At 32.4% G+C, this 25,667-nt stretch carries 17 protein-coding genes; 16 read left to right on the top strand and 1 reads right to left on the bottom strand.

The window, feature by feature from the left end; genetic code table 11:
- The first annotated feature begins 78 nt into the window (after positions 1-78).
- From HMPREF0446_RS05335 to HMPREF0446_RS05310, 6 genes are all read left to right on the top strand, one after another.
- Complete coding sequence (locus HMPREF0446_RS05335; protein WP_006702419.1) at positions 79-2,700, top strand: helicase C-terminal domain-containing protein; 2,622 nt, start codon at positions 79-81, stop codon at positions 2,698-2,700.
- Positions 2,701-2,890: 190 nt separating this feature from the next.
- On the top strand, positions 2,891-4,309 hold the full coding sequence (gene glgA, locus HMPREF0446_RS05330; RefSeq protein ID WP_020991386.1) for a glycogen synthase GlgA: 1,419 nt from the start codon (positions 2,891-2,893) through the stop codon (positions 4,307-4,309).
- 20 nt (positions 4,310-4,329) lie between these two features.
- Positions 4,330-6,723, top strand: a complete 2,394-nt coding sequence (locus tag HMPREF0446_RS05325; protein ID WP_020991385.1) for a glycogen/starch/alpha-glucan phosphorylase — start codon at positions 4,330-4,332, stop codon at positions 6,721-6,723.
- Positions 6,724-6,916: 193 nt separating this feature from the next.
- A complete protein-coding gene (locus HMPREF0446_RS08145; protein ID WP_006702422.1) occupies positions 6,917-9,892 on the top strand; it encodes a pneumococcal-type histidine triad protein in 2,976 nt (991 codons plus the stop codon).
- A 215-nt stretch (positions 9,893-10,107) separates the two neighbouring features.
- Positions 10,108-12,399, top strand: coding sequence for a dipeptidase (locus HMPREF0446_RS05315; protein ID WP_006702423.1), 2,292 nt, complete (start codon positions 10,108-10,110; stop codon positions 12,397-12,399).
- 107 nt (positions 12,400-12,506) lie between these two features.
- Positions 12,507-13,199 (top strand): DUF554 domain-containing protein, encoded by a 693-nt coding sequence (locus tag HMPREF0446_RS05310; RefSeq protein WP_006702424.1) that lies wholly within the window; start codon positions 12,507-12,509, stop codon positions 13,197-13,199.
- A gap of 64 nt (positions 13,200-13,263) precedes the next feature.
- On the opposite strand, the gene HMPREF0446_RS05305 is transcribed toward HMPREF0446_RS05310, so the two are convergent.
- Complete coding sequence (locus HMPREF0446_RS05305) at positions 13,264-15,114, bottom strand: glycoside hydrolase family 13 protein (RefSeq protein ID WP_006702427.1); 1,851 nt, start codon at positions 15,112-15,114, stop codon at positions 13,264-13,266.
- Positions 15,115-15,398: 284 nt separating this feature from the next.
- Between HMPREF0446_RS05305 and glgB the strand changes: the two genes are divergently transcribed.
- The 10 genes from glgB to HMPREF0446_RS05255 all read left to right on the top strand — a co-directional run bounded on the left by glgB (position 15,399) and on the right by HMPREF0446_RS05255 (position 25,612).
- The gene (glgB, locus tag HMPREF0446_RS05300; protein ID WP_020991384.1) at positions 15,399-17,255 is read left to right on the top strand and encodes a 1,4-alpha-glucan branching protein GlgB; all 1,857 of its coding nucleotides are present in this window, start codon (positions 15,399-15,401) and stop codon (positions 17,253-17,255) included.
- Between the two features lie 19 nt (positions 17,256-17,274).
- Complete coding sequence (locus HMPREF0446_RS05295) at positions 17,275-18,447, top strand: glucose-1-phosphate adenylyltransferase (protein ID WP_020991383.1); 1,173 nt, start codon at positions 17,275-17,277, stop codon at positions 18,445-18,447.
- Between the two features lies 1 nt (position 18,448).
- On the top strand, positions 18,449-19,561 hold the full coding sequence (gene glgD / locus HMPREF0446_RS05290; protein WP_006702430.1) for a glucose-1-phosphate adenylyltransferase subunit GlgD: 1,113 nt from the start codon (positions 18,449-18,451) through the stop codon (positions 19,559-19,561).
- A 128-nt stretch (positions 19,562-19,689) separates the two neighbouring features.
- Positions 19,690-20,166, top strand: a complete 477-nt coding sequence (locus HMPREF0446_RS05285) for a cell wall elongation regulator TseB-like domain-containing protein (RefSeq protein ID WP_020991382.1) — start codon at positions 19,690-19,692, stop codon at positions 20,164-20,166.
- A 12-nt stretch (positions 20,167-20,178) separates the two neighbouring features.
- On the top strand, positions 20,179-21,366 hold the full coding sequence (locus HMPREF0446_RS05280; protein WP_006702432.1) for a pyridoxal phosphate-dependent aminotransferase: 1,188 nt from the start codon (positions 20,179-20,181) through the stop codon (positions 21,364-21,366).
- A gap of 29 nt (positions 21,367-21,395) precedes the next feature.
- Positions 21,396-22,697, top strand: a complete 1,302-nt coding sequence (gene asnS, locus HMPREF0446_RS05275; protein WP_040507901.1) for an asparagine--tRNA ligase — start codon at positions 21,396-21,398, stop codon at positions 22,695-22,697.
- Between the two features lie 72 nt (positions 22,698-22,769).
- Positions 22,770-23,453, top strand: a complete 684-nt coding sequence (locus tag HMPREF0446_RS05270; protein WP_006702434.1) for a DnaD domain-containing protein — start codon at positions 22,770-22,772, stop codon at positions 23,451-23,453.
- Positions 23,454-23,465: 12 nt separating this feature from the next.
- Positions 23,466-24,104 carry an endonuclease III gene (gene nth / locus HMPREF0446_RS05265; protein ID WP_006702435.1) on the top strand — a complete coding sequence of 213 codons (639 nt, stop codon included), beginning with the start codon at positions 23,466-23,468 and terminating at the stop codon, positions 24,102-24,104.
- A gap of 201 nt (positions 24,105-24,305) precedes the next feature.
- Positions 24,306-24,656, top strand: a complete 351-nt coding sequence (locus HMPREF0446_RS05260) for a hypothetical protein (protein WP_006702436.1) — start codon at positions 24,306-24,308, stop codon at positions 24,654-24,656.
- Between the two features lie 41 nt (positions 24,657-24,697).
- Positions 24,698-25,612: a hypothetical protein gene (locus HMPREF0446_RS05255; protein WP_006702437.1), complete on the top strand. Its 915-nt coding sequence runs from the start codon at positions 24,698-24,700 to the stop codon at positions 25,610-25,612.
- Positions 25,613-25,667 lie beyond the last annotated feature (55 nt).

Here is a 25,667-nt window from a genome sequence, read left to right as displayed (position 1 = left end):
TGCTTCTTTTTTATGAGAATAGTTGCGTTTCGCTAAAAGAGTTAGTAAACTAATTTTATGAGAAAAGTAGGTGAGAGAATGAAAACGAGTTATGCAGTAGTGGATTTAGAAACAACGGGTCCTAAATTTGAAGAAGGTGGAAGAATTTTTCAATTTGGGTGTTCCATTATTGAACAAGGAGAAATTGTTACTCAAGTAGATTTGTATATAAATCCAGAGACAACGATTCCTTATGAGATTCAACAATTAACAGGAGTCGACAAGAAAGAAGTGAAGCAAGCCCCTTATTTTGATGAAGTTGCCTCAACTATTTTTCAATTATTAGAAGGAAAAACATTTGTAGCTCATAATATCAGTTTTGATTATTCCTACTTAGTAGAAAGTTTTAGAGAACTAGCAGGAATTGAATGGAGTGCTCCCTGTGTGGATACTGTTCAATTAGCGCAAATTTGTTATCCGACGATTGAGAGTTATCGTCTGCAAGATTTAACGCAATTATTAGAAATTCCACATCAACAAATTCATTCAGCAGGAAGCGATGCGTATGCAACTGCTCAATTATTTTTGAACTGTTTAGAGGAATTAGAACAATTGCCTGCACCTACTTTATATCAAATGTCATTATTTGCAGATAGTTTAATGGCTGAAACAGGGAAAGTAATTCATGACTGTTATCAAAACACTTTAGTATCTCAAAAAGAAAAGGAATTTATTTTTATAGAGGGATTTGCACTGAATCCTATTGTTGAAAAAGATGAAGATAATGAACAGACACAAAAATGGAATGCATTAGAACTTTATCATCAATTAGTGGAGAAAAAGGTGATTGAATATCAACCCTTACAAGTTCAATTAATTGAATTTATGTTAGAAAGATTGAATTTTGGTGATTCTATTAATTGGGTAGAAGCAGAACCAGGAATTGGAAAAACGTTGGCGTATTTACTAGTCTCTTTACAATTACAGTCACAAAATCATCCAATATGGATTGCCACTTCGACGATTTTACTACAACAGCAATTAGTAGATCAGGAAATCAAAACGTTAGAAGAAAGTTTAGGAATCTCACTTCCAATTGCAACTGTCAAAGGACAAGAGCATTATCTTTCATTGTCAGGACTAGCTGAAGTTTTAGAAAAATATGAACAATATCAAAATCAGAAAAGTTCTTTAACAGTCATTGGATTATTAAAATGGCTAGCACATACAACTTCAGGAGATTTATCTGAATGTAATTCGTTATTTTATCATCGTGAAATATGGGAGAAAATTACTAGAAAAGAAAGACAATTCTCTAAAATGGATTTCTATCGTAGAGCGATACGACATGCGAGAAAGTCTAAAATGGTCATTACGAACCAAGCATTTTTAGTCCAATATTTAAAACAAACGCCTCAAAGAGATCATTTTGATAAACCAATTGTGATCATAGATGAAGTACAACAATTGGAGCATGTTTTAGAAAGCCAAGAACAAAAATTATTGGAATTTGATGCATTATGGCAAATACAAATGGAGTGGAACGAATATCATTTAGAAAGTTATTTAGAAATGTCGAGTACTCAAGAACATCAATCTAGACAAATCAATCGTCGATTACTTGAGATTTGTGACTTATATGAAGAATGGATGCAAATGATTCGAAAAGAAAGTTATCCTACTTCGGTTATATTGCTATCTGCAGAAGAATGGGAGAAGAGTATCCATCATCAAACATTAGCAGCGGTAAAATCAGCTTGTATTGATCTATTAAAACGAACATTTGATTTTAAATGCAATGATGAACTGGTTCAAAAAACTCATGCTTGTTTACAAAAGTTAGTACAAGAAATGGTTCTTTTATTAAAACAAGAAGAGGGATATGTTGCCGTTTCTTATGTGTTGAAAAAAGGACAATATAGTTTACAGCTAGAAAGTATGAAATCTGCATTGAAAATGTGGAGAGAAATATATGGATATATGTATCAATTTATAGGTATTTCTGCAACTATTCCAATCTTTACACCACTATTTCATTCAATCGTAAAACAAGAAGATGGATTATTTTTACCAAAAACGTATCAAAATTTTGAACATACTGTATTTATACCGACAGATTTACCGACTCCTTCCATCATTGTGACACCTGAAAGAGTGGAATTATTAGCGAGACAATTACTAGATATTTATCAAAGAAAGCAAGGAAGATGTCTAGTATTGGTTCATTCCATTGAAATGCTAGAGGAATTGGAGCAAGTGTTATTAGAACATCCAGATATTCCGTTATTAGTCCAACGAACGAATCAGTCGAGCAGAAAGGTTCAGCGGAAATTTCAACAACAAGAATCTGTTTTATTATTAGGCGTGTATAGTTTTTGGGAAGGTTTTGATAGCGGAGAGGTATCCATTGATCAATTAATTATTCCAAAATTACCTTTCCCAAATCCAACACAATTACAGCAAAGAGTCATTGCTGAGGAAATGAAATTACAAAATCGTCATTATTTCCAAGATTATGCTTTGGAAAAAATGTTACAACAATTTTATCAAGGATTAGGAAGAATGAATCGTCCGCATCAAGAAAAAGCAGAAATATGGATTTTAGATACACGTTCTATCAATTCTCCTTATGCGAATCGAGTGATGCAATGTATTCCAAATCGAGCAAAGATTTATTCTCAAACTTTTAGAAAATTAATTCAAAAAACAATGAAAGAATAGAAAAATCAAAAAACGGCAGTCGTGAGGACTGTCGTTTTTATTGTTCCTGTAAAGTTCATTAAAAAGTAAAAAACAAAACAATATTATAGTTTAATTTGTGATAAATAAGAGTATAATAGGAAATAATCAGTGAATTTTATTTCAAACTGATTAGAAGCAAGTTCCTATTAACCTAAAAAGGAGAATGATGATGAAAGTTCTATTTATCGCTGCAGAAGCATCCCCTTTTGTAAAAATTGGTGGACTAGGAGATGTGATTGGATCACTTCCCAAAGCGTTACAAGCCGAAGGAGTAGAAGCAAGAGTAGTATTACCACTTTACTCAAGTATCAATCGTGAAAAATTTCCTTTAGTATATAAAAAACATATTTTTGTGCAATTAGGCTGGAGACAAGCTTATTGTGGTATTTTTGAGTGTAATATCGATGGAATTACGTATTATTTTATTGATAATGAACAGTATTTTAATCGCTCAACGGTTTATGGACAAGAAGATGATGGTGAGCGTTTTGCATTCTTTTCAAAAGCTGCATTAGAAATTTTACCTCATATTGATTATCAACCGAATATTATTAATGCGAATGATTGGCATACAGCATTATCCATTATTTATTTAGATGACTTCAAATCAAGAGAAATGGAATTTTATCAAGGAATGCAAACTGTATTGTCTATTCATAATATTGAATTCCAAGGAAAGTTTAATCCGTATAGTATGGGAGATTTATTTGGATTAGATAATAAGTATTTTGATGCATTGATTTATAATGGTGATTTGAACTTATTAAAAGGAGCGATTCAATTAGCAAATCGTGTGAATACAGTCAGTCAAACTTATGCAAAAGAAATTTTAAATCCATATTTTTCTTATGGACTAGATAAAATATTGCAAGTAGAGCAAGGAAAATTAGTAGGAATTGTGAATGGACTAGATACAGATACATTTAATCCAGAAACAGATACTCATTTAGAAAAAAATTATTCTTTATCCTCAATCACAAAAAAAGTGGAAAATAAATTAGCATTTCAAAGACAAATGGCCTTAGAAGAAAATCCTCATAAGATGATGGTAGGAATGGTTACAAGATTAACGCATCAAAAAGGAATTGATTTAGTTTTAGACGTAGCAGATCAATTGTTAGACTTAGGAATCCAATTAGTGATTTTAGGAACGGGTGATGCTCATTATGAATCAGCCTTACGCTCATTAGAATATCGTAGACATGATGTTGTTAGAAGTTTAATTATGTTCTCAAGTGAAATGTCTTCAAAAGTATACGCTTCATGTGATGCATTTTTAATGCCTTCTAAAACTGAACCATGTGGCTTATCACAATTAATTTCTATGCGTTATGGAACAGTTCCAATTGTTCATCGTGTAGGAGGATTATATGATACTGTTCAACCATTTGATGGGGTTCATGGAACAGGATTTACATTTGAAAGTTTTAATTCTGGAGATTTATTAGATGCAGTAAGACGAACAAAAGAAGTCTATGATTTTCAAAAGGAAAATTGGACATCCATTGTTTCTCAAGCAATGAGTAAAGATGTTAGTTGGAATCAATCTGCGAAGCAATATGTTTCATTATATCAATCAATTTTATAAAAAGGGTTAAGGTGATTTTTGTGAATTCATTAAATTTTCAACAACGTATCGAGCAAACATTACAAATTCAATTTGGTGTAACAATTGATCATGCTAGTAAACGTCAAGTTTATGAAGCGATGATGAGAAGTGTTCGTGAGATTTTATCTCAAAAGAAATTTGGATATGAACAAGAATTAAAAAAACGTAGAGTGAAACGTGCGTACTATATGTCTATGGAATTTTTAGTGGGAAGAACGTTAAGAAATAATTTATTTAATTTAGGAATTGAACAAGAAATTCAAACATATTTAAGTAAACATCATATTTCTTTGGATGAAATTTATCAAATTGAACCTGATCCAGGGCTTGGAAATGGCGGTTTAGGACGTCTAGCTTCTTGTTATTTAGATGCACTAACAAGTCAAGATTATCCAGTAACAGGATTTTCAATTTTATATGAATATGGAATTTTCAAGCAAGTGATTAATAATGGTTGGCAACAAGAATTTCCGGATTACTGGTTAGATTTAGGAAAATACGGTTTAGTTTATCGTAGTGATGAAGAAGTGGAAGTTCGTTTCTATGGAAATATTAAAGAAGAAATGACAGCAGAAGGATTCCGTGTGACTCATGAAAATTATACGGCTATTCAAGCTGAACCGTATGATTTATTAATTTCAGGATATGATACAGATACTGTTAATACTTTACGTTTATGGGAAGCAAAGGCGAAAACAGGATTTAATATGAAATTATTTGAACGTGGAGAATATTCTCGTTCTTCAGAAGCAGAAGCAATTGCATCTTCTATTTCTAAATTATTATATCCAGCAGATAGCACAAGAGAAGGAAAAGAATTACGAATTAAACAACAATATTTCTTCATTAGTGCCTCACTACAACAACTAGTGAAAAATCATTACCGTGAATTTGGAACTTTAGAAAACTTCCATGAATACGCAGCACTTCATATTAATGATACTCACCCAGCGATGGCAGTAGCAGAATTTATGAGATTATTAATTGATGAATACCATTATTCTTGGGAAAAATCATGGGAAATTACTACGAAAACATTTGCTTATACGAACCATACGATTATGTCTGAAGCGTTAGAAAAATGGGCTGTGGATTTATTCCAACCAATTCTTCCAAGAATTTATTCTATTATAGAAGAAATTAATCGTCGCTTCTGTCAATGGGTGATTGATATGGGTTATGAAATGACATTACCAGAAACAGCGATTATTTATGATGGTATGATTAAAATGGCGAACTTATCAATTGTTAGTAGCCATTATGTCAATGGTGTATCAAAATTGCATAGTGATATTTTAGTCGATTCTACATTCCGTTCATTTTATGCTTTATATCCGGATAAATTTGGTAATGTGACAAATGGTATTGCACATAGAAGATGGTTAGGACAAGCCAATCCTGAGTTAACGAATTATTTAGAATCATTAATCGGTATTGATTTTGTAAAAGATTTATCTAAAATTTCTAAGTTATTAGAGTATAAAGATGATGAAAAAGTTTTACATGCATTAAAGGATATTAAACATCAGAAGAAACAACAATTAGCAGCTTATATTCAAGATACATTAGGAATTACGGTAAATCCAAATTCCATTTTTGATGTACAAGTGAAACGACTTCATGAATATAAACGTCAATTATTAAATGCTCTGCATATTGTTTATTTATATCAAGCGATTAAATATCAAGGATTAAGACCAACACCAAGAACATTTATTTTTGCTGCAAAAGCTTCATCAGGTTATGATATGGCAAAAAATATTATTAAATTTATCCATTCCATCTCTCAATTAATTGAAAGTGATGAATTAGTAAGAGAATACATTAAAGTAGTCTTTATTCCAGATTACAAAGTAAGTTTAGCAGAAATTATTTTACCAGCAGCAGATGTTAGTGAACAAATTTCTCAAGCTGGTAAAGAGGCAAGTGGTACTGGTAATATGAAATTGATGTTAAATGGAGCCATTACACTAGGAACATTAGACGGTGCCAATGTTGAAATTTTAGAAGCAGTTGGTGAAGAAAATATTGTTATTTTCGGATTAAAAACAGAAGAAGTTAATCAATTAGTTGCAGAAGGGTATAAACCTTGGGAATGGTATAATCGTTCTGAACGAGTGAAACAAACACTTGATTTCATTCGTACGATGACTGTTGGAGGTATGAACTTTAATTTCTTAGTAGATTATTTATTAAATGATGATCCGTTTATGTGTTTAGCAGATTTTGAATCTTATATTTATGCGCAACAACAAATTGAAGAGGCATATAATGATGAAAAACAATGGCAAAAGATGAGTTTAGTGAATACTGCAAAAGCGGGTATTTTCTCAGCAGATCGTGCTGTAAAAGAATATGCAGATAGAATTTGGCACATCCAACAAGTGAAATAGAATAGAAATTGACTTTTCTGAAGTAGCAATGGACGCCATCAGCTTTGCTGTAGTGACCCTAAAAAGTTAGACTTTTTTGAGACGACTGAAGTCGTCTCTTTTTTGTATAAAAAATAGGAGATAAGTCTTGACAAAAGATGAAAAAAGGGTTATTTTATAAAACGTAATATTTACGATTTAAAAGGAGATAAATATGAAGCCAACTAGAAAACAACTTTGGATGGCAAGCTTAAGTAGTGTTATTGCACTTAGCACAGCAGCTTGTGGACTATTTCAAGGACAAACAGATAATAATTCTCAACAGCAAGTTGAAGAAACAACAGTTTCTAATGCTCAAATGACTAAATTTGAAAAACTTGCAGAAGAGATTAAAAATAATAAACCGAAAACTATTGTTGGAGAAGTATTCGAAAATGGATATTTAAAAAAACATGGAGATCACTACCATTTTGTATACGGAGCTCCTCCAGCAGATGCTATTTATGAACAAAAGAGTTCTGCAACAGCAATTAGTTCTGCAGATGATGGATATGTTTTTAATCCAAATGATATTGTAGAAGAAAATGAAATGGGATATGTTGTTCGTCACGGAGATCACTTCCACTTTATTTATAAAAACAATGCCCAACAAACAATTGCAACAACATTGGCTACAAATTCAGTAGCACATGAACATCATGAAGAAGATGGGTATGTATTTGATAAAAAAGATGTTGTTAGTGAGACAGAAACAGGATATGTCGTAAGACACGGGGACCATTTCCATTTTATATATAAAGATAAACAAGGAAATCCAGTAGTAACTACAGAGCACCATGAACACGATGGAGAACATCACGACCACGAAGGTGAACACCATGACCATGATGGGTATGTATTTGATAAAAAAGATATTGTTAGTGAAACAGCAGAAGGTTATGTAGTTCGTCATGGAGATCACTTCCACTTTATTTACAAGGATAAAGATGGGAAACCTGCAGCTAGTGCTGAACACCATCATCACGAAGGTGAGCACCACGACCATGAAGGTGACAAACATGATCATGAAGGCGAGCACCGTGACCATGAAGATGACAAGCATAATCACGAAGGTGAACACCATGACCATGATGGGTATGTATTTGATAAAAAAGATATTGTTAGTGAAACAGCAGAAGGTTATGTAGTACGTCATGGAGATCATTTCCACTTTATTTATAAAGATAAACAAGGAAATCCAATTTTAGAGCACCACGACCACGAAGGTGACAAACATGAACATGAAGGTGAGCACCACGACCACGAAGGTGACAAACATGAACATGAAGGTGAGCACCACGACCACGAAGGCGACAAACATGAACATGAAGGTGAACATCACGATCATGACCATGATGGCTTTGTCTTTAGAAAAGAAGATATTGTAAGTGAAACTGAATCTGGATATGTAGTACGTCATGGCAATCATTTCCATTTTGTTTATAAAGACAAAAATGGAAAACCAATTTTAGGTAATCACCACCATGAGCATGAAGGCGACAAACATGAACACGAAGGTGAGCATCATGACCATGATGGCGACAAACATGAACATGAAGGTGAGCACCACGATCACGAAGGCGACAAACATGACCATGAAGGTGAACATCACGACAATGAAGGTGAGCACCATGACCATGACGGTGAAGTAACTTCAGATAACCATGATTCTACAATTCCAAATGAAAAAAATTTAAATGAAAAATCTCCGGAAGTTCAAAAATATTTGGACTACATTGCTTATGCATATGGTGTTGAAAGAGATTCAATTAAATTAGAATCTGCTTATAAAGATGGAAAATATGTAGGAAAAGTATTTGCTTTCCAAAATATGGAACAAGGTCAAGATAAAACACATATCCATCCTTGGGCGATTCCACTACGTAATTTTGAAGTTCCAAGTTCAGATGAATCAATTGACCCTGAATTAAGATTTGCACAAGAAATTGCTTCTTTAGCAAAACGTATGGGAATTTCTGTAAAAGATATTCGAATTTTAGGCGATAAATTTGAAGTACCACATGGAGACCATAGTCACTCTCTAAAAATTCAAAATATTGAAGGTGCTAAAAAATATGTTGCGAATAAATTGAAAGAAATTACACCAACTTATATTGCTGGAGATTTAGATACTAAAGCAGTTGAAAATCAAATTGAATCTTTAGCGAATAAAGCAGCTGAAAAATATAAAACTCAACCTGTTGAATTAAGTCGTATCCTTACAAGTTTACGTGAAATTAAAGAACGTTTAGATGAAAAAGGAAATTCAACTCAAGGATATTTAGAGTTATTAAAACAATTTGATGAAAAATATATTGAAAAAGCATCAACAGTAACAACACCAGAACTTTCTAAAGAAGAGAAAGCTCTAAACGCATTACACGAAAGTGTTATTCGTATGATCAATGAATTGGAATTAAAAGATTATAATGTTACAAAAGATGAATTAAGAGCTGCAGCAAATAAAGCTATCGAAGCCAAAGATATGAAAGCTTTAGAAGCAGTAAGAGATTATGTACAAGCTTTACAAGATGCAAATAAACGTCTTGGAGTTGAAGCGATGAAATATTTATATTTCTTTACACAACATGTACAAGACAAACCATTACCTTTTGAATTAAGAGAAAAAGTTTCAGAGTTAATTTCAAAAATTTCAAAAGCAAAATTCATTCCAGGTGAAACAGGAACAACTGAAGCTGTAATTAGTCCATCATACCTTACAAAAAATGAACTTAAGAAAGTTTATGAAAATCCATCTGAAAAAGTGGATACACGTGTTGGTGAAAAATACAAGGCAATTGCAAAACCAGATGATGAAGAATCTATGAGTAAATTAGCTGAGATGAAAGAAATGGCTGAAATTGCGTTGGATCAAGAAGATAAAGATAATTCAATCCCAACTTCAGATTTCACTGAAGAACTATCTGAAGAAGTGAAGAAAGATTTAGCAACACCAAAATCTAAAGATCAAGCAACTTCTGAAAATACAACAACTCCAAAAGCTGAGGAAACATCTACAAATGTTACAAGTACTCCAACTGAAAAGGAAAAACCTGTAGCCAATGATAAAGTAGAAGAAAATGTAGCACCTACTACAGCAACAACTGCTTCACAACCTGCAACGTCAGCTAGTGAAAAACTACACGCTTAATTTGTCGATAAACTGATAGCCAAACTACTTGTAGAACATACATATAGTGGCAATCGAAAAAGAACCGAATTATATTCGGTTCTTTTTTTATATAATCATTATAATTATTATAAATCAATGAAAAGTATTGATTTTATAACAAAGAAAGCGTATTCTACAGTTGGTTAAAATAATCGTTTAACCATAATAGATTCTTTTAAAAAGAGGGGATAGCTATGAATAAAAAAGTTAGTAAGACATTATTATCTACTGTCCTTATTGGACTTGTGTTATCTCAACAAGCTGTTGAAGCTTGTTCTGCATTTATTATTGGTAAGGGACTAACAAAAGATGGTTCGTTCTTATATGGACGTACGGAAGATTATCCATATCCACACGAAGATGGAACTCAAGAACATACTCATAATAAAAATTTCTTTGTAAATCCTGCTAAGGATTATAAAGAAGGAGATATTCTCTTGGATAAATCAACTGGAACAGTTTATCCTCATTTAAAACATGAATATAAATATACAGTAGTAGCGGATGATTCAAGAGATTCAAATGAAGGTATTTTCTCTGAACATGGTTTTAATGAACATGGGGTTTCAATGACTGCAACAGTAACAGCAACACCACGTAGTGAAGTTGTAGGAGGAAAAGCTCCAAAAGTTGCAGCAGATGGACGAGTTTTGGAAGGACCAGAAAATGAAGTTGAATATCCGGCGATTGATCCACTAGTTAAAGCAGGAGTTACTGAAGCAATTGTAACAGATTTAATTTTACCACGTGTAAAAACAGCTAAAGAAGCAGCTCAATTATTAGCAAAAGAAATTGATGAAAAAGGGTCTGCAGAAGGAAATATTATTGTTTTTGCTGATAAAAACGAATTATGGTATATGGAAATTTATTCAGGTCATGAGTATGTAGCATTTAAATATCCAGACGATAAATATTCTGTATTTCCAAATACGTATTTCTTAGGTAAAGTGAATATTAATGATAAAGAAAATATTATTGCTTCAAAAGGAATTATTGAAACTGCTAAAAAAGCAGGAGTATTTGTAGGGGAGGAAAGTAAAGGGGAAATTGATTTAGCGGCTACTTATGCGCCACCTTTAGAACGTGGTGACCGTTCACGTGTGTATGCAGGAATTAAGTTATTAAACCCATCTTCTAACGTAACTTATCAAGATAAACGTTATGAATTTTTACAAGATAGCCCAAGAAGAGATTTCACTGTAATCGATGGCTTAAATGTTCAAAGAAATCGTTTTGAAACATTAAACGGAGAATTAGTACCTGATGATCAAGTGCCAGGTTATGATACTAAGACAGATGCTTATAGAAAACAAGCAGATCCATCTGATCCAAACTATGGAAAATATGCTTATGCTCCAGGAAACGAAAATGTGATTGATCCACACGTTTATCAAATTAACCAAAAATTACCACAATCATTAGGTGGGGTAATGTGGTTAAGTTTAGGTCGTTCACGTAATACACCATATGTTCCTTATTTTGGTAGTATTAAAGATACATTTGAAGCTTATAAAGTAAGAGGAAATAAATATGATGCTAATTCTTGGTATTGGGTAGCTACTAATATTGATACAATGGTGATGGATCATCCAGATTTATTTGGAAAGACTATTCGTTCAAATTGGGAAAAAATGGAAGCATTATTAATAGATTACCAAAATCAATTAATTGATGAATATACAGGTAAATCTGATGATTATGTAAAAGAACATGCTGATGAATATACTGCTAAATCAATTGCAGTTGCAAAATCTGTCTTCCAATTAATGAAAGATGTAGAAGCTAAGATGGAAAAAGCTGTTGAAACAAAAACACCACTAGCAAGTCCATTTATCGATGTGACACCATTAAAAGAAGTATTAGATCGTCTACAACCTACTGCACCTCAACCAGCTGAACCTGCTGAAACAACAGTTGCACCAGCGACAAATAATAATACTTATGTTGCTTCAAATAATCAATCTTCAACATCTTCTAATACGACTCAAACAACACCTGTTCAGAAGAAAGGTTTTGATGGCAAACATTATATTAATGAAGAAGGACAAAAGGTAAGTAATCAATGGGTTTATGATGTGACTTATCAAAGTTGGTTCTTTATTGATTCTAATGGGGAATATGTTGAAAATAAATGGGTTGGAGATTACTATGTAAAATCTGGCGGATACATGGCGAAGTCAGAATGGATTCACGATCAAAAATCTAATGCTTGGTACTATGTAAATTCTGAAGGGAAATATTTAAGAAATACTTGGGAAAAAGTTGGTAATAAATGGTATTACTATAATGGGTCAGGTAAGATGGAAAGTGATTGGGTATTCTTAAATGGAAAATGGTTCTACTTAGAAGAAAGTGGAGCAATGAAAGAAAACCAATGGTTTGAAGTCAATGGAAAATGGTACTATGTTGATGCATCAGGTGAATTATTAGTCAATACGAAAACTCCTGATGGATACTATGTAAACGAAAATGGAGAATGGGTATAATTCTATAAAGTAAATAAGGAATCCATTAGATTTGCTAAATTCTAATGGATTTTCTAATTTATTAGCAGTATACTTGTAGCAGTATCGCTATAAGGAGCTAGAGTTAAATGGGTGTAATTATAAATGTTATTGCGATTGTGATTGGTACAATGATTGGATTATTCTTAAAACGAGGAATGTCTGAAAAGATGTCTTCTCATATTATGCAAGGTCTTGCATTAATCACATTTATCATTGGATTAAAAGGAGCTTTAGTAGATCAAGATATGATTTTGTTAATTGTTTCGATTTCACTAGGAGGATATCTTGGAGAAATGATGCAATTAGAAGAGAATATTCGAAAATTTGCAGAGTGGGTTCAAGATAAACTATCAAAAGAGGGGTCTCAAAATCAATTGGCAGAAGGTTTTGTGTCAGCTGTATTAATCTTTTGTGTTGGAGCGATGGCGGTAATGGGGTCTCTTGAAGCAGGATTGAGAAATAATCACGGTATTTTAATAACGAAAGCATTAATTGATGGATTTGCTTCGATTATACTAACGACGACAAAAGGAGCAGGAGTAATGTTATCCGCATTAGCTATTCTTTTGTATGAAGGTGGAATGATGGTTCTAGCTCAATTTGTAGCACCGTATTTAAGTGAATCCATTGTTTATGCGATGTCTGCAGTGGGTTCTTTATTACTCGTAGCATTAGGATTAAATTTATTGGAATTGACAAAAATAAAAGTCATGAATTTTTTACCCGCAATGTTTTTACCCATTGTGTTAATTCCATTATTTAGTCTCATTCGTGGATAAGATAAAAATAAGAGAGTGAATAGAGTACAAGATGTATTTCTATTCACTCTCTTTTATATATAATTTAAGCTAATTGAATTGCTCCAAAACTATTTGGTCCTACTACAACTCCGTAAGGAGTAGGGTAAAATTCTCCTTTTTGGTAAAGAATATCTCCTGAAAAGTTTTCAATAAAATGAGCAGAATTATCTAAGTTGATAATACATAGTAAATCGCCACGTTTATAAGCGATACATCCATTTGTTACTTTTATGATGTCACATTCTGCTTTAAAATCTTTTTGATATTTATGTCTGAAGTTAGTTAATTCTTGATAGAATTCTAAAATTTCATCATCTTTTTCTTTAAGGTTGAAAGTTTGACGATTATAAGGATCTCTAAAACCATACATACCAATTTCATCTCCATAGTAAATACATGGGACACCAGGGAGAGTAAATTGGATAAAGGAGGCAATATAGAATCTGTCTTTTGCTAATTGATATTCGCTAGCAGTCAGTTTATAATCTGGACGTTTTTCAACAGGAAATTCCTCAGGATTTTCAAATGCTAATACAGTTAAAATTCTTTCTGTATCATGACTAGATAAAAGGTTCATTAAAACATCTAATGCTGGTTTTGGATAGTTTTCTAGTAATTCTAATAAAGCTAGAGAAAATTTACGGGCATCCTTGTGTTTTACATACTGAATAATCGCATCTCTCCATGGATAATTCATGACACTATCAAATTGTTTTCCTAGGAAATATCTTCTTCTTGTATTATATGAGAATTTTGTCGTAGCATCTTCCCATACTTCTCCTAATAAGAAGCAATCTGGATCTTCTTGTTTTGCAGATTTTCTTAATTGATCGATAAAACAATCAGGGAATTCATCTGCTACATCAATTCTCCATCCACTAATTCCTAATCGTTGCCAATAAGGGATGACTCCATTTTGAGGATGGAACATAAATTCTTGATATTCCTTATTTTCTTTTATAACCGTTGGTAAATTCGTGAAACCCCACCATGATTGATACACATTTGGAAACTCATTAAAAGTAAACCATGGATAGTAAGGTGAATCTTGAGATTGAAATGCTCCAACACTGTCATAATGCCCATAACGGTTGAAATAAATACTATCTGCACCCGTATGGCTAAATACACCATCTAATGTAATACGAATATCCTTTTCTTTAAACTCTTTACACAAATCTTTAAAGTCTTGAATAGTTCCTAAATATGGATCTACATTAAAGTAATCAGAAGTAGAGTAACGATGATTTTCAGGACTTTCTACAACTGGATTTAAGTAAATACTATCAATTCTTAATTGTTGGAAATAAGGTAATCCTTCTTGAATTCCCTTTAAATTTCCCATAAAGAAATCTTGAGCTCGATAATTCTCATGAGTAATGGAAGAATAAGGGATATCATTCCAATCATCATGTCTTACTCTAATAGCTTCATTAGCAGCTACAGTTGCTGTATATTGTGGACTCTTTTTAAATCGATCTGGGAAAATTTGATACATGATACTACCTTTCATCCAATCTGGAGTTTGGAAATCTGCATCATAAACGGTTAATTGCCAAGAAGCATAAGATTGTTCTTCCATCGTAAAGACAGCATTAAATTCATGTTTTTTCAAATATCCGATAGAGTCATCGAAAGTAATTTCAAAATCATAAAAATATAATCCAGTTTCTAATGGTGGAATAGTCACGATATATTTTCGAGATTGCTCTCTTAGAATAGTTGTAGGTTCTAATGCGTAACTTGTTTTTTCATGAGTAAAATCGTTTAATAAAACTAAAGAAATTTGTTTGAAATAAAAATCTTGGTGAACCCATACTTCAAACAGAATATCTTGAGAAGAAGAGACTGCACCTTTAGGGTGTTTATCTTGAATAGGATTAAATTTAAGCATGTTTTATCATCCTTTCTAAAATTGTTTTATTAATATAATTGTAGTATAAAATCCGAAAAAAAGAAACTGTTTGTGAAAGAAATATTTTGATAAGATAAAGTAATAAAACGCTTTATATTTTTTGAGAAAAATTGAAAAAAATATACGAAAATAATCAAGGATATGCTATAATTAAGCCATAAGTAAACGGAAAAATACGATTAAAAGGTTTTTATTGTACAAAATAATGAAAACGCTTATCACAAAAAGTAAAACGTATTGATTTTAGGAAGGGAGGTATGCGTATGGAACATACTTTGGACAAATATTTGTTTCATGAAGGAAAGAATTTTCATGCATATGAATTTTTAGGTTCATTCCTTGAAGAAAACCAATGTACGTTTAGAGTTTGGGCCCCACATGCACAACAAGTATTTGTTTCGGGAGATTTTTGTGGGTGGAATCCAACGGCATATGAGTTAACAAGAATAACGAATGAAGGGATTTTTGAAGGGATTGTACCAAATGTTCAATCCTATGATGCATATAAGTATATCATTAAGACTTCGGATGGAAGAATGTTGTGGAAGTCAGACCCTTATGCAAGACATACACAAACTCGTCCAGAAACAGCTTCTAAAGTATATGAAAATTCAAATTATACTTGGAATGATGCAAGCTGGATTAAAAATAGAACGATTCCTTATCAACAACCGCTTAATATTTACGAAGTTCATTTAGGTTCATGGAAGCATAGTGAAAATGGAGGATTTTGTAGTTATAGACAAATTGCAGATACTTTAATTCCCTATGTAAAACAAATGCACTATACGCATATAGAGCTTCTTCCTATTACAGAGTATCCATACGATCCTTCATGGGGGTATCAAGTAACAGGATATTTTGCTGTGACATCTCGTTATGGAACGCCAGATGATTTTAAATATTTAATTGATAAAGCTCATCAAAATGGGATTGGTGTTCTATTAGATTGGGTGCCAGGTCACTTTACAAAAGATGAATTTGGATTATATGAATTTGATGGACAGTGTTGTTATGAATACTCTGATGAACGGAAGAAAGAACATAAATCTTGGGGCACACGAGTATTTGACTACGGACGTGGTGAAGTTTGTTCTTTCTTATTCTCGAGTGCTAATTATTGGATTAAAGAATTCCATCTAGATGGATTACGAGTAGATGCTGTTAGTTCAATGCTATTTTTAAACTACGATCGTCCAGAACATTTAGCAGCTAAAAATATTTATGGTGGAAATGAAAACTTAGAGGTATTAGATTTCTTCAAAACTTTAAATCAATATGTAAGAGAAAATTATCCAGGTGTCATGATGGTTGCTGAAGAAGCGACTGCGTATCCTAAGATTACTGCTCCAGTCGAAGATGGTGGACTCGGTTTCCATTTTAAATGGAATATGGGATGGATGAATGATAGCTTAGATTATATTGAAACAAATCCAGTTTATCGTCAAGGGTGTCATAATAAACTAACTTTTTCAATGTGTTATGCATTTGTTGAAAACTTTATTTTACCAATTTCTCATGATGAAGTTGTTCATGGGAAAAAATCATTATTAGATAAAAATCCTGTTTCTTATGAAGAAAAGTTTTCTAATTTTAAAACATTTTTAGGATATATGTTTGCACACCCAGGAAAGAAATTAACATTTATGGGAACTGAAATTCCGCAATTTATTGAATGGGATGAAAAAAGAGAATTAGATTGGTTTTTACTAGATTATCCTCTTCATAAAAAAACTCATGATTATGTTAGAGAATTAAATATTTTCTATCAACAAACTCCAGCATTTTGGCAACAAGATGGAGGTTGGGATGGTTTTGAATGGCATGTAGTAGATGACGCTGATCATAATATTTTTGCTTTTTCAAGAAAAGCAAAAAATGGGCAGGAAATTTTAGTCATTTCTAATTTTTCAGGAGTAAATTGGAACCAATATTGGATTGGATTTAATGATGAACGACGTTATCGATTAGTATTAAACTCTGATGAAGATAAATTTGGAGGGCAAGGAATTCAAGTAGCACAGCTAAAAACAATTGAGCAACAATGTGGGGAATTTCCGTATACACTTCAGATAGATATACCAGCTTTTTCAACAATGTACTTTGAAAGAATAAAATAATAAGGTGGGGGATGTACATATGGCAAGAAAAAAAGAAATGGTCGCAATGTTACTAGCAGGAGGACAGGGCACTCGTTTACAAGTTTTAACTCAAGATATGGCTAAACCAGCTGTACCTTATGGTGGGAAATATCGTATTATTGACTTTCCATTGTCTAATTGTGCAAATTCTGGAATTTCAACAGTTGGGGTTTTAACACAATTCAAGCCATTAGAATTGAATTCATATATGGGAAATGGACAACCATGGGATTTAGATAGAATGGATGGAGGATTGTCTATTTTACCTCCTTATACTGCTGGTAAAACAGGGGAATGGTATAAAGGAACAGCACATGCAATTTACCAAAATATTAAGTATATTGAACAATATGAACCTGAATATGTTTTAATTTTATCTGGGGATCATATTTATAAAATGAATTATAACAAGATGCTAGAATTTCATAAGGAAAAAGAGGCAGATTTAACAATTGCACATATTAATGTTCCAATGGAAGAAGCTCATCGTTTTGGTATTTTAAATACAGATGAAGATTTAAGAATTGTGGAGTTTTTAGAAAAACCAAAAAATCCAATTTCAACAAAAGCTTCAATGGGTATTTATATTTTCAATTGGAGAGTGTTACGTGAATATTTAATTCGTGATGAAGCAAATCCAGAAAGTGAAAAAGATTTTGGTAAAAATATCATTCCAATGTTGCTTGAAGAAGAAAAGAAAATATATGCATTCCCATTTGAAGGTTATTGGAAAGATGTAGGTACTATTGAAAGTTTATGGGAAGCTAATATGGATTTGATTAAAGCTCGTGAAGCTTTTGATATCGATGATAAAACTTGGAGAATTTATTATCGCCATGAAGGTCGTTTACCACAATTTTTAGGGGAACATGCTGATGTTCAATCTTCTATGATTTCTGATGGTACTTTAGTATTTGGACAAGTAAAAGATTCAATTATTTCTTCAGGGGTAGTTATAGCAGAGGATGCTGTTGTAAAAGACAGTATTATAATGCAAAATGCTACGATTGAAAAAGGAGCTAGTGTATATCACTCCATTGTAGCTGAAGGAGCAGTTATTAAAGCAGGTGTATCTATTGGACATGAAAAAATTGAATTAGGAAAAGATATGATTACGGTAATTGGGCGCAATGAAGTCGTCACAGAACCGAAGAAAGCGGGAGGTTGCTAAAATGATTAAAGCTTTTGCGATTTTATTTGCGGATAATTATAGACAAGATGATTTACACGGATTAGTTCGTTCAAGAACTTTAGCTTCTCTGCCAGTTGGTTCCAGATATCGTTTAGTAGACTTTATGTTATCGTCCTTAGTAAAAGCAGGAATAGACAATATCGGAATTTTAACAAATCATAATTATAAATCATTAAGAGATCATGTTGGTTGGGGAAAAGATTGGGATTTAAATAGAAAAAATAGTGGATTAACATTACTAACACCTTTATCGAACTATTTATCTACTCGTATTCCTCAAAATAAAATTGAAGCATTAGTGAATACAATGATTTATACAGAAAATTTAAAAGAAGAGTATTGTATTTTAGCAGATGCGAATATTATTGGAACAATTGATTTTAAAGAAATGTTCCAATATCATGTTGATACAGGGTCTGATATTACAGTAGCTTATCACTATCGTAAACCTGAAATTGGAGAATCTCAAATTATTTTTGACAAGGATCATAAAGTATATGAGAGTTTATATCACTTTAATGGTTCAAATGAAACTTGTGCTACACAAGCAAAAATTTATATTACGACAAAAGAATTGTTAAACGCTATTATAAAAAAAGGAATGACTCTTGGATGGGAAGATATTTTAAGAGATTATATTTCTAAAAATTTAGATACTTTAAATGTTTATGCATATGAAATTAAAGGATATTCAAAAGTTATTAATAGTGTAAAAGATTATTTTGATTTCAATCAGGATTTATTAAAGCCAGAAACTTTAACGACAGTATTTGATAGTGGAACAGATATTTTAACAAGAGTTCAAGATAGTGTGCCTACACATTATGGGGAGCATTCTAAAGTGAAAAGTTCACTTTTAGGAGATGGTTCTTGTATTAATGGAACTGTTGAAAATAGTATTATTTTTCGTGATGTAATTATTGAAGAAGGTGCTGTTGTAAAAAACAGTATTATTATGGCAGACTCCATTATAAAAAAAGGTGCTAAATTGAACTACGTTATTACAGATAAAAGCGTTGAAATTCCAGAAGATAAGGAATTATCAGGAACTAGTGAATGCCAAGTCATTGTAGAAAAAAATAGATGTGTATAATCGTTAGGATAGCTTCCAATTCGGAAGCTATCTTTTTTCATCATATTTTATAAAATACTGGTGCTTTTTACTGGCTTATCGTATAATAAAGCTATCTGAATTTAAAAATTAGAAAAGGTTGTGCATCCATGAGAAGACGTACGATGTTGCTTTTCGTCTGCACGTTTTTAGTAATATTTTTTGGAGCTGCTCGAATTTTTTATTTAAGCCAATCAGAAAAATTAAAGGCTAAAGATTTAGCGGTAGAAATTGCTGCTCAAAAAGTTCAGTTCACTAAAATTACAGACTTTTATTGGTTTAATACAGAGGAAACTTATTATTCATTAGCTGGAATTACGACAGAAGGTCAACCATTATACGCGATTGTTTCTCCAGATAAAAAAGAAGTAACCGTATTACAACAGGATGCTGTTATTAATGAACAAGAAGCACGCTCTATTACAAAAGAAGCGAAACATACAGATGAGATTTTAGAAGCAAGATTGGGAATGATAAAAGACGAACCAGTATGGGAAGTCAATTATCGAACAAAAAATCAACGTATTGGATATTATTATATTTCTGCCAAAAATGGCCAATGGATTAAAGATATTGAAAATATTTAAAGGTAGGTTATTATGGTAAAAATCTCAGAACGTGTCGCTAAAATACTACCTTCGGGAACATTAGCGATGACACAAAAAGCAAGAGAATTAAAAGCTTCAGGAAAAGATATTATTAGCTTATCAATTGGTGAGCCAGATTTTAATACTCCTGAAAAAATTACACAAGCGGCAATTGAATCATTACTGAAACATGAAACCGATCATTATACACCTACTCTGGGCTTAGATGAATTAAAACAAGCAATTAGTAATTTTCATTTAAGAAAAGATGGTGTGAAAGTTGATAAACAACAGGTTGCTGTTTTTGCTGGAGCAAAGTTTGCGTTATATTCTGCATTTCAAACATTAATTGACCCAGGAGATGAAGTCATAGTACCAGTTCCTTATTGGGTTAGTTATGCAGAACAAATTACATTAGCGCAAGGGATTCCGGTCTTTGTGGAAACGAGTGAGGAGAATGCCTTTAAATTAACGGTTGATTTGTTAGAAAAAGCTTTAACAGATAAAACTAAGGTATTAGTTTTAAATTCTCCTTCTAATCCGACAGGATTAACGTATTCAAAAGAAGAATTATATGAAATTAGTCAATGGGCATTAAACCATCAAGTATTTGTTATTGCTGATGAAATTTATTATGAATTGGTTTATGATGTGCCAAGTATTAGTGTGGCAAGTCTATCTGAAGAAATTCAAAATAATACACTAGTCATTAATGGATTATCGAAATCTGTTGCAATGACGGGTTGGAGATTAGGATATGCCTTCGGTCCATTGGAAGTGATTCGTGCATTGAATGATTTAACTAGTCATACAACGAGTAATCCAGCTGCGGTTGTTCAATATGCTGCGATTCGTGCTTTTCAGGAAGATTTACAAGAAGATAAAGAAGCGATGCGTCGTCAATTCCAAAAGAGGATTGAATTATTCCATGCACTCATTCAGGAAATTCCAGGTATGTCATGTGTAAAACCTGGAGGAGCTTTTTATCTATTTGTGAATATTCAAGAAGCGATGAAAATAGTTGGAGTTGAATCTTCAGATGCATTTGCATTAAAATTATTAGAGGAAGTTGGAGTGGCGACTGTATCAGGTGAAAACTTCGGTTGCACTGGTTACTTGCGATTAAGTTGTGCAAGTAGTGAAGAAGAACTAAAAAATGCCGCTCAAAGAATGAATCAATTTGTTAGAAATTATTTGTAGAAAGAGGGATTATTTTGAAAAAAATCAGAATGAACCAAGCAAAAGATTATGTTGGACAAACAGTCCTAATTGGAGCTTGGGTAGCTAATAAACGTTCAAGTGGGAAAATTGCATTCTTACAATTACGTGATGGAGCAACTTATTTTCAAGGAATTGTTGTAAAAAGCGATGTTCCAGAAGAAGTGTTTGAAATTGCTAAATCATTAACACAAGAAACAGCTGTTTATGTAACAGGTGTTGTACAAGAAGATACTCGTTCAAGATTAGGGTATGAATTATTAGTAACAGGATTAGAAGTGATTGGAGAAAGTCATGAATATCCAATTACTCCAAAAGAGCACGGTACGGACTTCTTAATGGACCACCGTCATTTATGGTTACGTTCAAGTAAACAACATGCGATTATGCAAATTCGTAATGCTATTATTTATGCTTCATATGAATTCTTTGATCAAAATGGATTTATTAAATTTGATAGTCCAATTTTATCTGGAAATGCAGCAGAAAATACAACTGAATTATTTGAAACAGATTATTTTGGAGACCCAGCTTTCTTATCTCAATCAGGTCAATTATACTTAGAAGCTGGAGCAATGGCATTCGGTCCAGTATTCGACTTTGGACCAGTATTCCGTGCTGAAAAATCAAAAACTCGTCGTCACTTAACAGAATTCTGGATGATGGATGCTGAATATCCATTCGTGACTCATGACGAATCATTAGATTTACAAGAAGCTTATGTAAAAGCATTAATTCAAGGAGTTTTAGACCGTTCTCCTCATGCTCTTGAAACATTAGAAAGAGATGTAGAATTATTGAAGAAATATGTGAGCGAACCATTTAAACGTATTTCTTATGATGAAGCGATTGATTTATTACAAGCTCATGAAGCGGATGAAGATACAGATTATGAACATTTAGAACATGGAGATGACTTTGGTTCTCCTCACGAAACTTGGATTTCAAACCATTTTGGAGTTCCAACATTCGTTATGAACTATCCTGCAGATATTAAAGCATTCTACATGAAGCCAGTACCTGGTAATGAAAGTCGTGTACTATGTGCAGACTTATTAGCTCCAGAAGGATATGGAGAAATTATCGGTGGTTCTGAGCGTGAAGTGGACTATGATAAATTATATGAAAAAATTAAAGAGAATGGCTTAAATCCAGATGATTATGCATTCTATTTAGATTTAAGAAAATATGGTTCAGTTCCTCACGCAGGATTCGGACTAGGATTAGAAAGAATGGTAACATTCGTTGCAGGTACGAAACATATTCGTGAAGCAATTCCATTCCCACGTTTATTAAACCGTATTTTCCCATAAAATAGACAATTTCAAACCGATTTTTAGAGTTTCTAGAAATCGGTTTTTATGTCAGAAAAAGAGGTGAAAATTTTGGAACAAACATTTCAACAATTTTGGATGTATCAAGGAGGAACGAACGTTCCAAATCCATTCATCCGATATTATCAAAAATTACAATTAACTGCTCAAGAATGCTTAATGCTCGCTTGGTGGTTACAACATTCAACTTCAGAATATTTTCCGTTGAATGTAGAAGAAGTCTGTGATGTTTTTTCGATTACAGAAAATACTTTATTTCAAATTATTCAGCATTTATTAGATCGACAAGTGGTATCTGTTACCCAAAAAGAAAATGAAGAAGGTAAAAGAGAAGAGTATTATAGTTTAGCTCCTTTATTTCAACAATTAGAAATTTTACATCGCCAAGAAGTTGCTAAAAAGTCTGAAACTGATAATCCAAATTTAATTTTTGTGATTGAAAAAGAATTTGGAAGACCCATTAGTTCGTATGAAATTCAAATGATTAAAAGTTGGATTGATAAAGATGAATATTCTTATGATTTAATTTTAGCAGCTTTAAAAGAAGCTGTTTTAAATCAAGTGTTTACCTTGAAGTATATGGATAAGATTCTATTAACATGGCAAAGAAAAGGGTTCAAAACGGTTCAACAAGTCATTCAAGATAAGAATCGTATGAGAAATGGCAATTTCACAGCAAAGCCAAAAGAAACAACACCGATTCCTCAAGTGCCATTAGATAATTGGTTGGAATGATGGAGGAAGGTTATGTTATCAAAAACAAAAACGATTGAAGCAGTTCAAACAATGGGGGATTTATTTCCAGATGCTCATTGTGAGTTGAACCATCGCAATGCTTTTGAACTATTAATTGCAACAATTTTAAGTGCTCAAGCAACAGATGTAGGTGTGAATAAAGTTACTCCAAAATTATTTGAGAGATTTCCAACTCCAGCTCGTTTAGCAGCAGCAAGTGAAGAAGAAGTGATTGAATGTATTCAGTCTTTAGGATTGTATCGCAATAAGGCAAAAAATATTCGTCTTTGTGCTCAACAGTTAATGGAACGATTTGATGGTGAAGTTCCCTGTACTAGAGAAGAATTAGTTAGTTTAGCAGGTGTGGGTAGAAAAACTGCTAATGTAGTGATGAGTGTTGCCTTTAATATTCCAGCGTTTGCGGTAGATACTCACGTTGAGAGAATCTCCAAAAGATTACAAATTTGTAGGCAAAAAGATACAGTGTTAGAAGTAGAAGAAACTTTATGTCGAAAAATTCCGAAAGAACTATGGTCGAGAGCGCATCATTGGATGATTTTCTTTGGAAGATATCATTGCATTGCTCGAAAACCAAAATGTCATGAATGTCCCTTATTAGAAATGTGTGCGTTTGGACAAAGAGAAGTATAAAATCATTCATTAATTATTTAATATAAAAATTGAAACGTTAACAAAAATTCCTAACAACTTCGTCTTTATTGCTTAAAAATGTGATAATAACAATGTTTTTAAGACTTTTCAACTGACAACAAACTCCTTTTGTGCTATACTAAACTTAGTAATATTGTAGATGTGTTGGATTTGGAAGGCCCGTGGGAAGAGGCGATAGAGATGGCACTTAAAGTGACAAAAAAAGTTCAAGGAATCGTTGAAACGGAACTTCGTAAAGGAACTAGCAAATCTCGTATTGCACATATATTGGGTATATCATATGAAGAAGTTCTTGTTGTGATAAAACGAGTAAAAGATTCGATTCGCCCAGATGTAGGAGATCGAATTCATTTTACGTTTAGAGAGCAACAAATGTACGGTGTGATTTATAAGTTACTTTCCAATAGTGCAGTCGTGATTATTGACTGGGAATCTTCTACGACCGTTATGAAAGATATTTGTGAAGACCGCACCATCGTGAATTTTAAAGATATTATTGAATTTTTACCAGATGATGCTGAGGCAGACTAATCTTGGATTAGTCTGTTTTTCTTTTAAAGAGGAGGAAAATAATGGGAAATACAATTGAGTTTCCAAATCAAGAAGAATTTTATATACAAAAAGCGAATCAATGCAAGAAAGAAGAGGATTTAATCGGCGCTATTGATTGGTTAGAAAAAGGATATATTAAGACAAATTCCAATCAATTATTAGAAAAATTATGGAATTTATTATGTCGCACCCAAGATTGGAATGAAATTATTTGGCTAGTAGAAGAGTTTGATTTAAAGGAAGAAAAGTACTTATCGGTCTATATTGAAGCGTTAATCTTTATGAATCGATTTGAAGAAGTAGAAGAGTTATTAAGAGATTCTCAGCATTTAGAGTATCCTTGGATAAACACTCTTCAACTGAAAATGATGAATCAAAAATTGAAAAATCAACAAGATAAAATTCAGCAGTTACAAGAAATAGGAGAAGCATTACAAAAGCAGGATAAAATTTTTTCTGTAGAAGAAATTCATTATATTTCTCAAGTTTTAATTGATTCTACATTGAAACAAAAAGAGTATGTGATTCAATTATTTTTAATTCATCCATATACGCCAATGTTTGATAAAGCAATTTTATTAGATGAATGGTTGGAATCAGGGACATTTAAGGCTATCCAAATATTATGGAATGGTGAAATGAAACGAATCGAACGAGATAAATTGTTATCTATTTCGAAATCACCTTTGTATAAAGAAGAATCTGTGTTACTAAATGAATTGATGAATCACTATTCAATGGAAGAGGCTACGATGTTAGCTCAAAAATGGATGCAAGACACGATTCGATTATATCCATTTCATGAGGAGTATATTTCTTCTTTTGAAGAATGGGTAAAATATTTTTCAGAAAAAGAAGACTTAATGCAAAGTTTATTTTTTGATGATGCTACTTTTGTTAAACAATATGATGATTTTCGAAAAAGTAAATACTGAAAATAGACTTGAAACAAATCATTTTAAAAAAAGAATTAGAACGTATATAATGAGA

This window comes from Granulicatella elegans ATCC 700633, assembly GCF_000162475.2.
GTDB lineage: Bacteria > Bacillota > Bacilli > Lactobacillales > Aerococcaceae > Granulicatella > Granulicatella elegans.
This window is presented reverse-complemented; position numbering and strand designations above follow the sequence as displayed.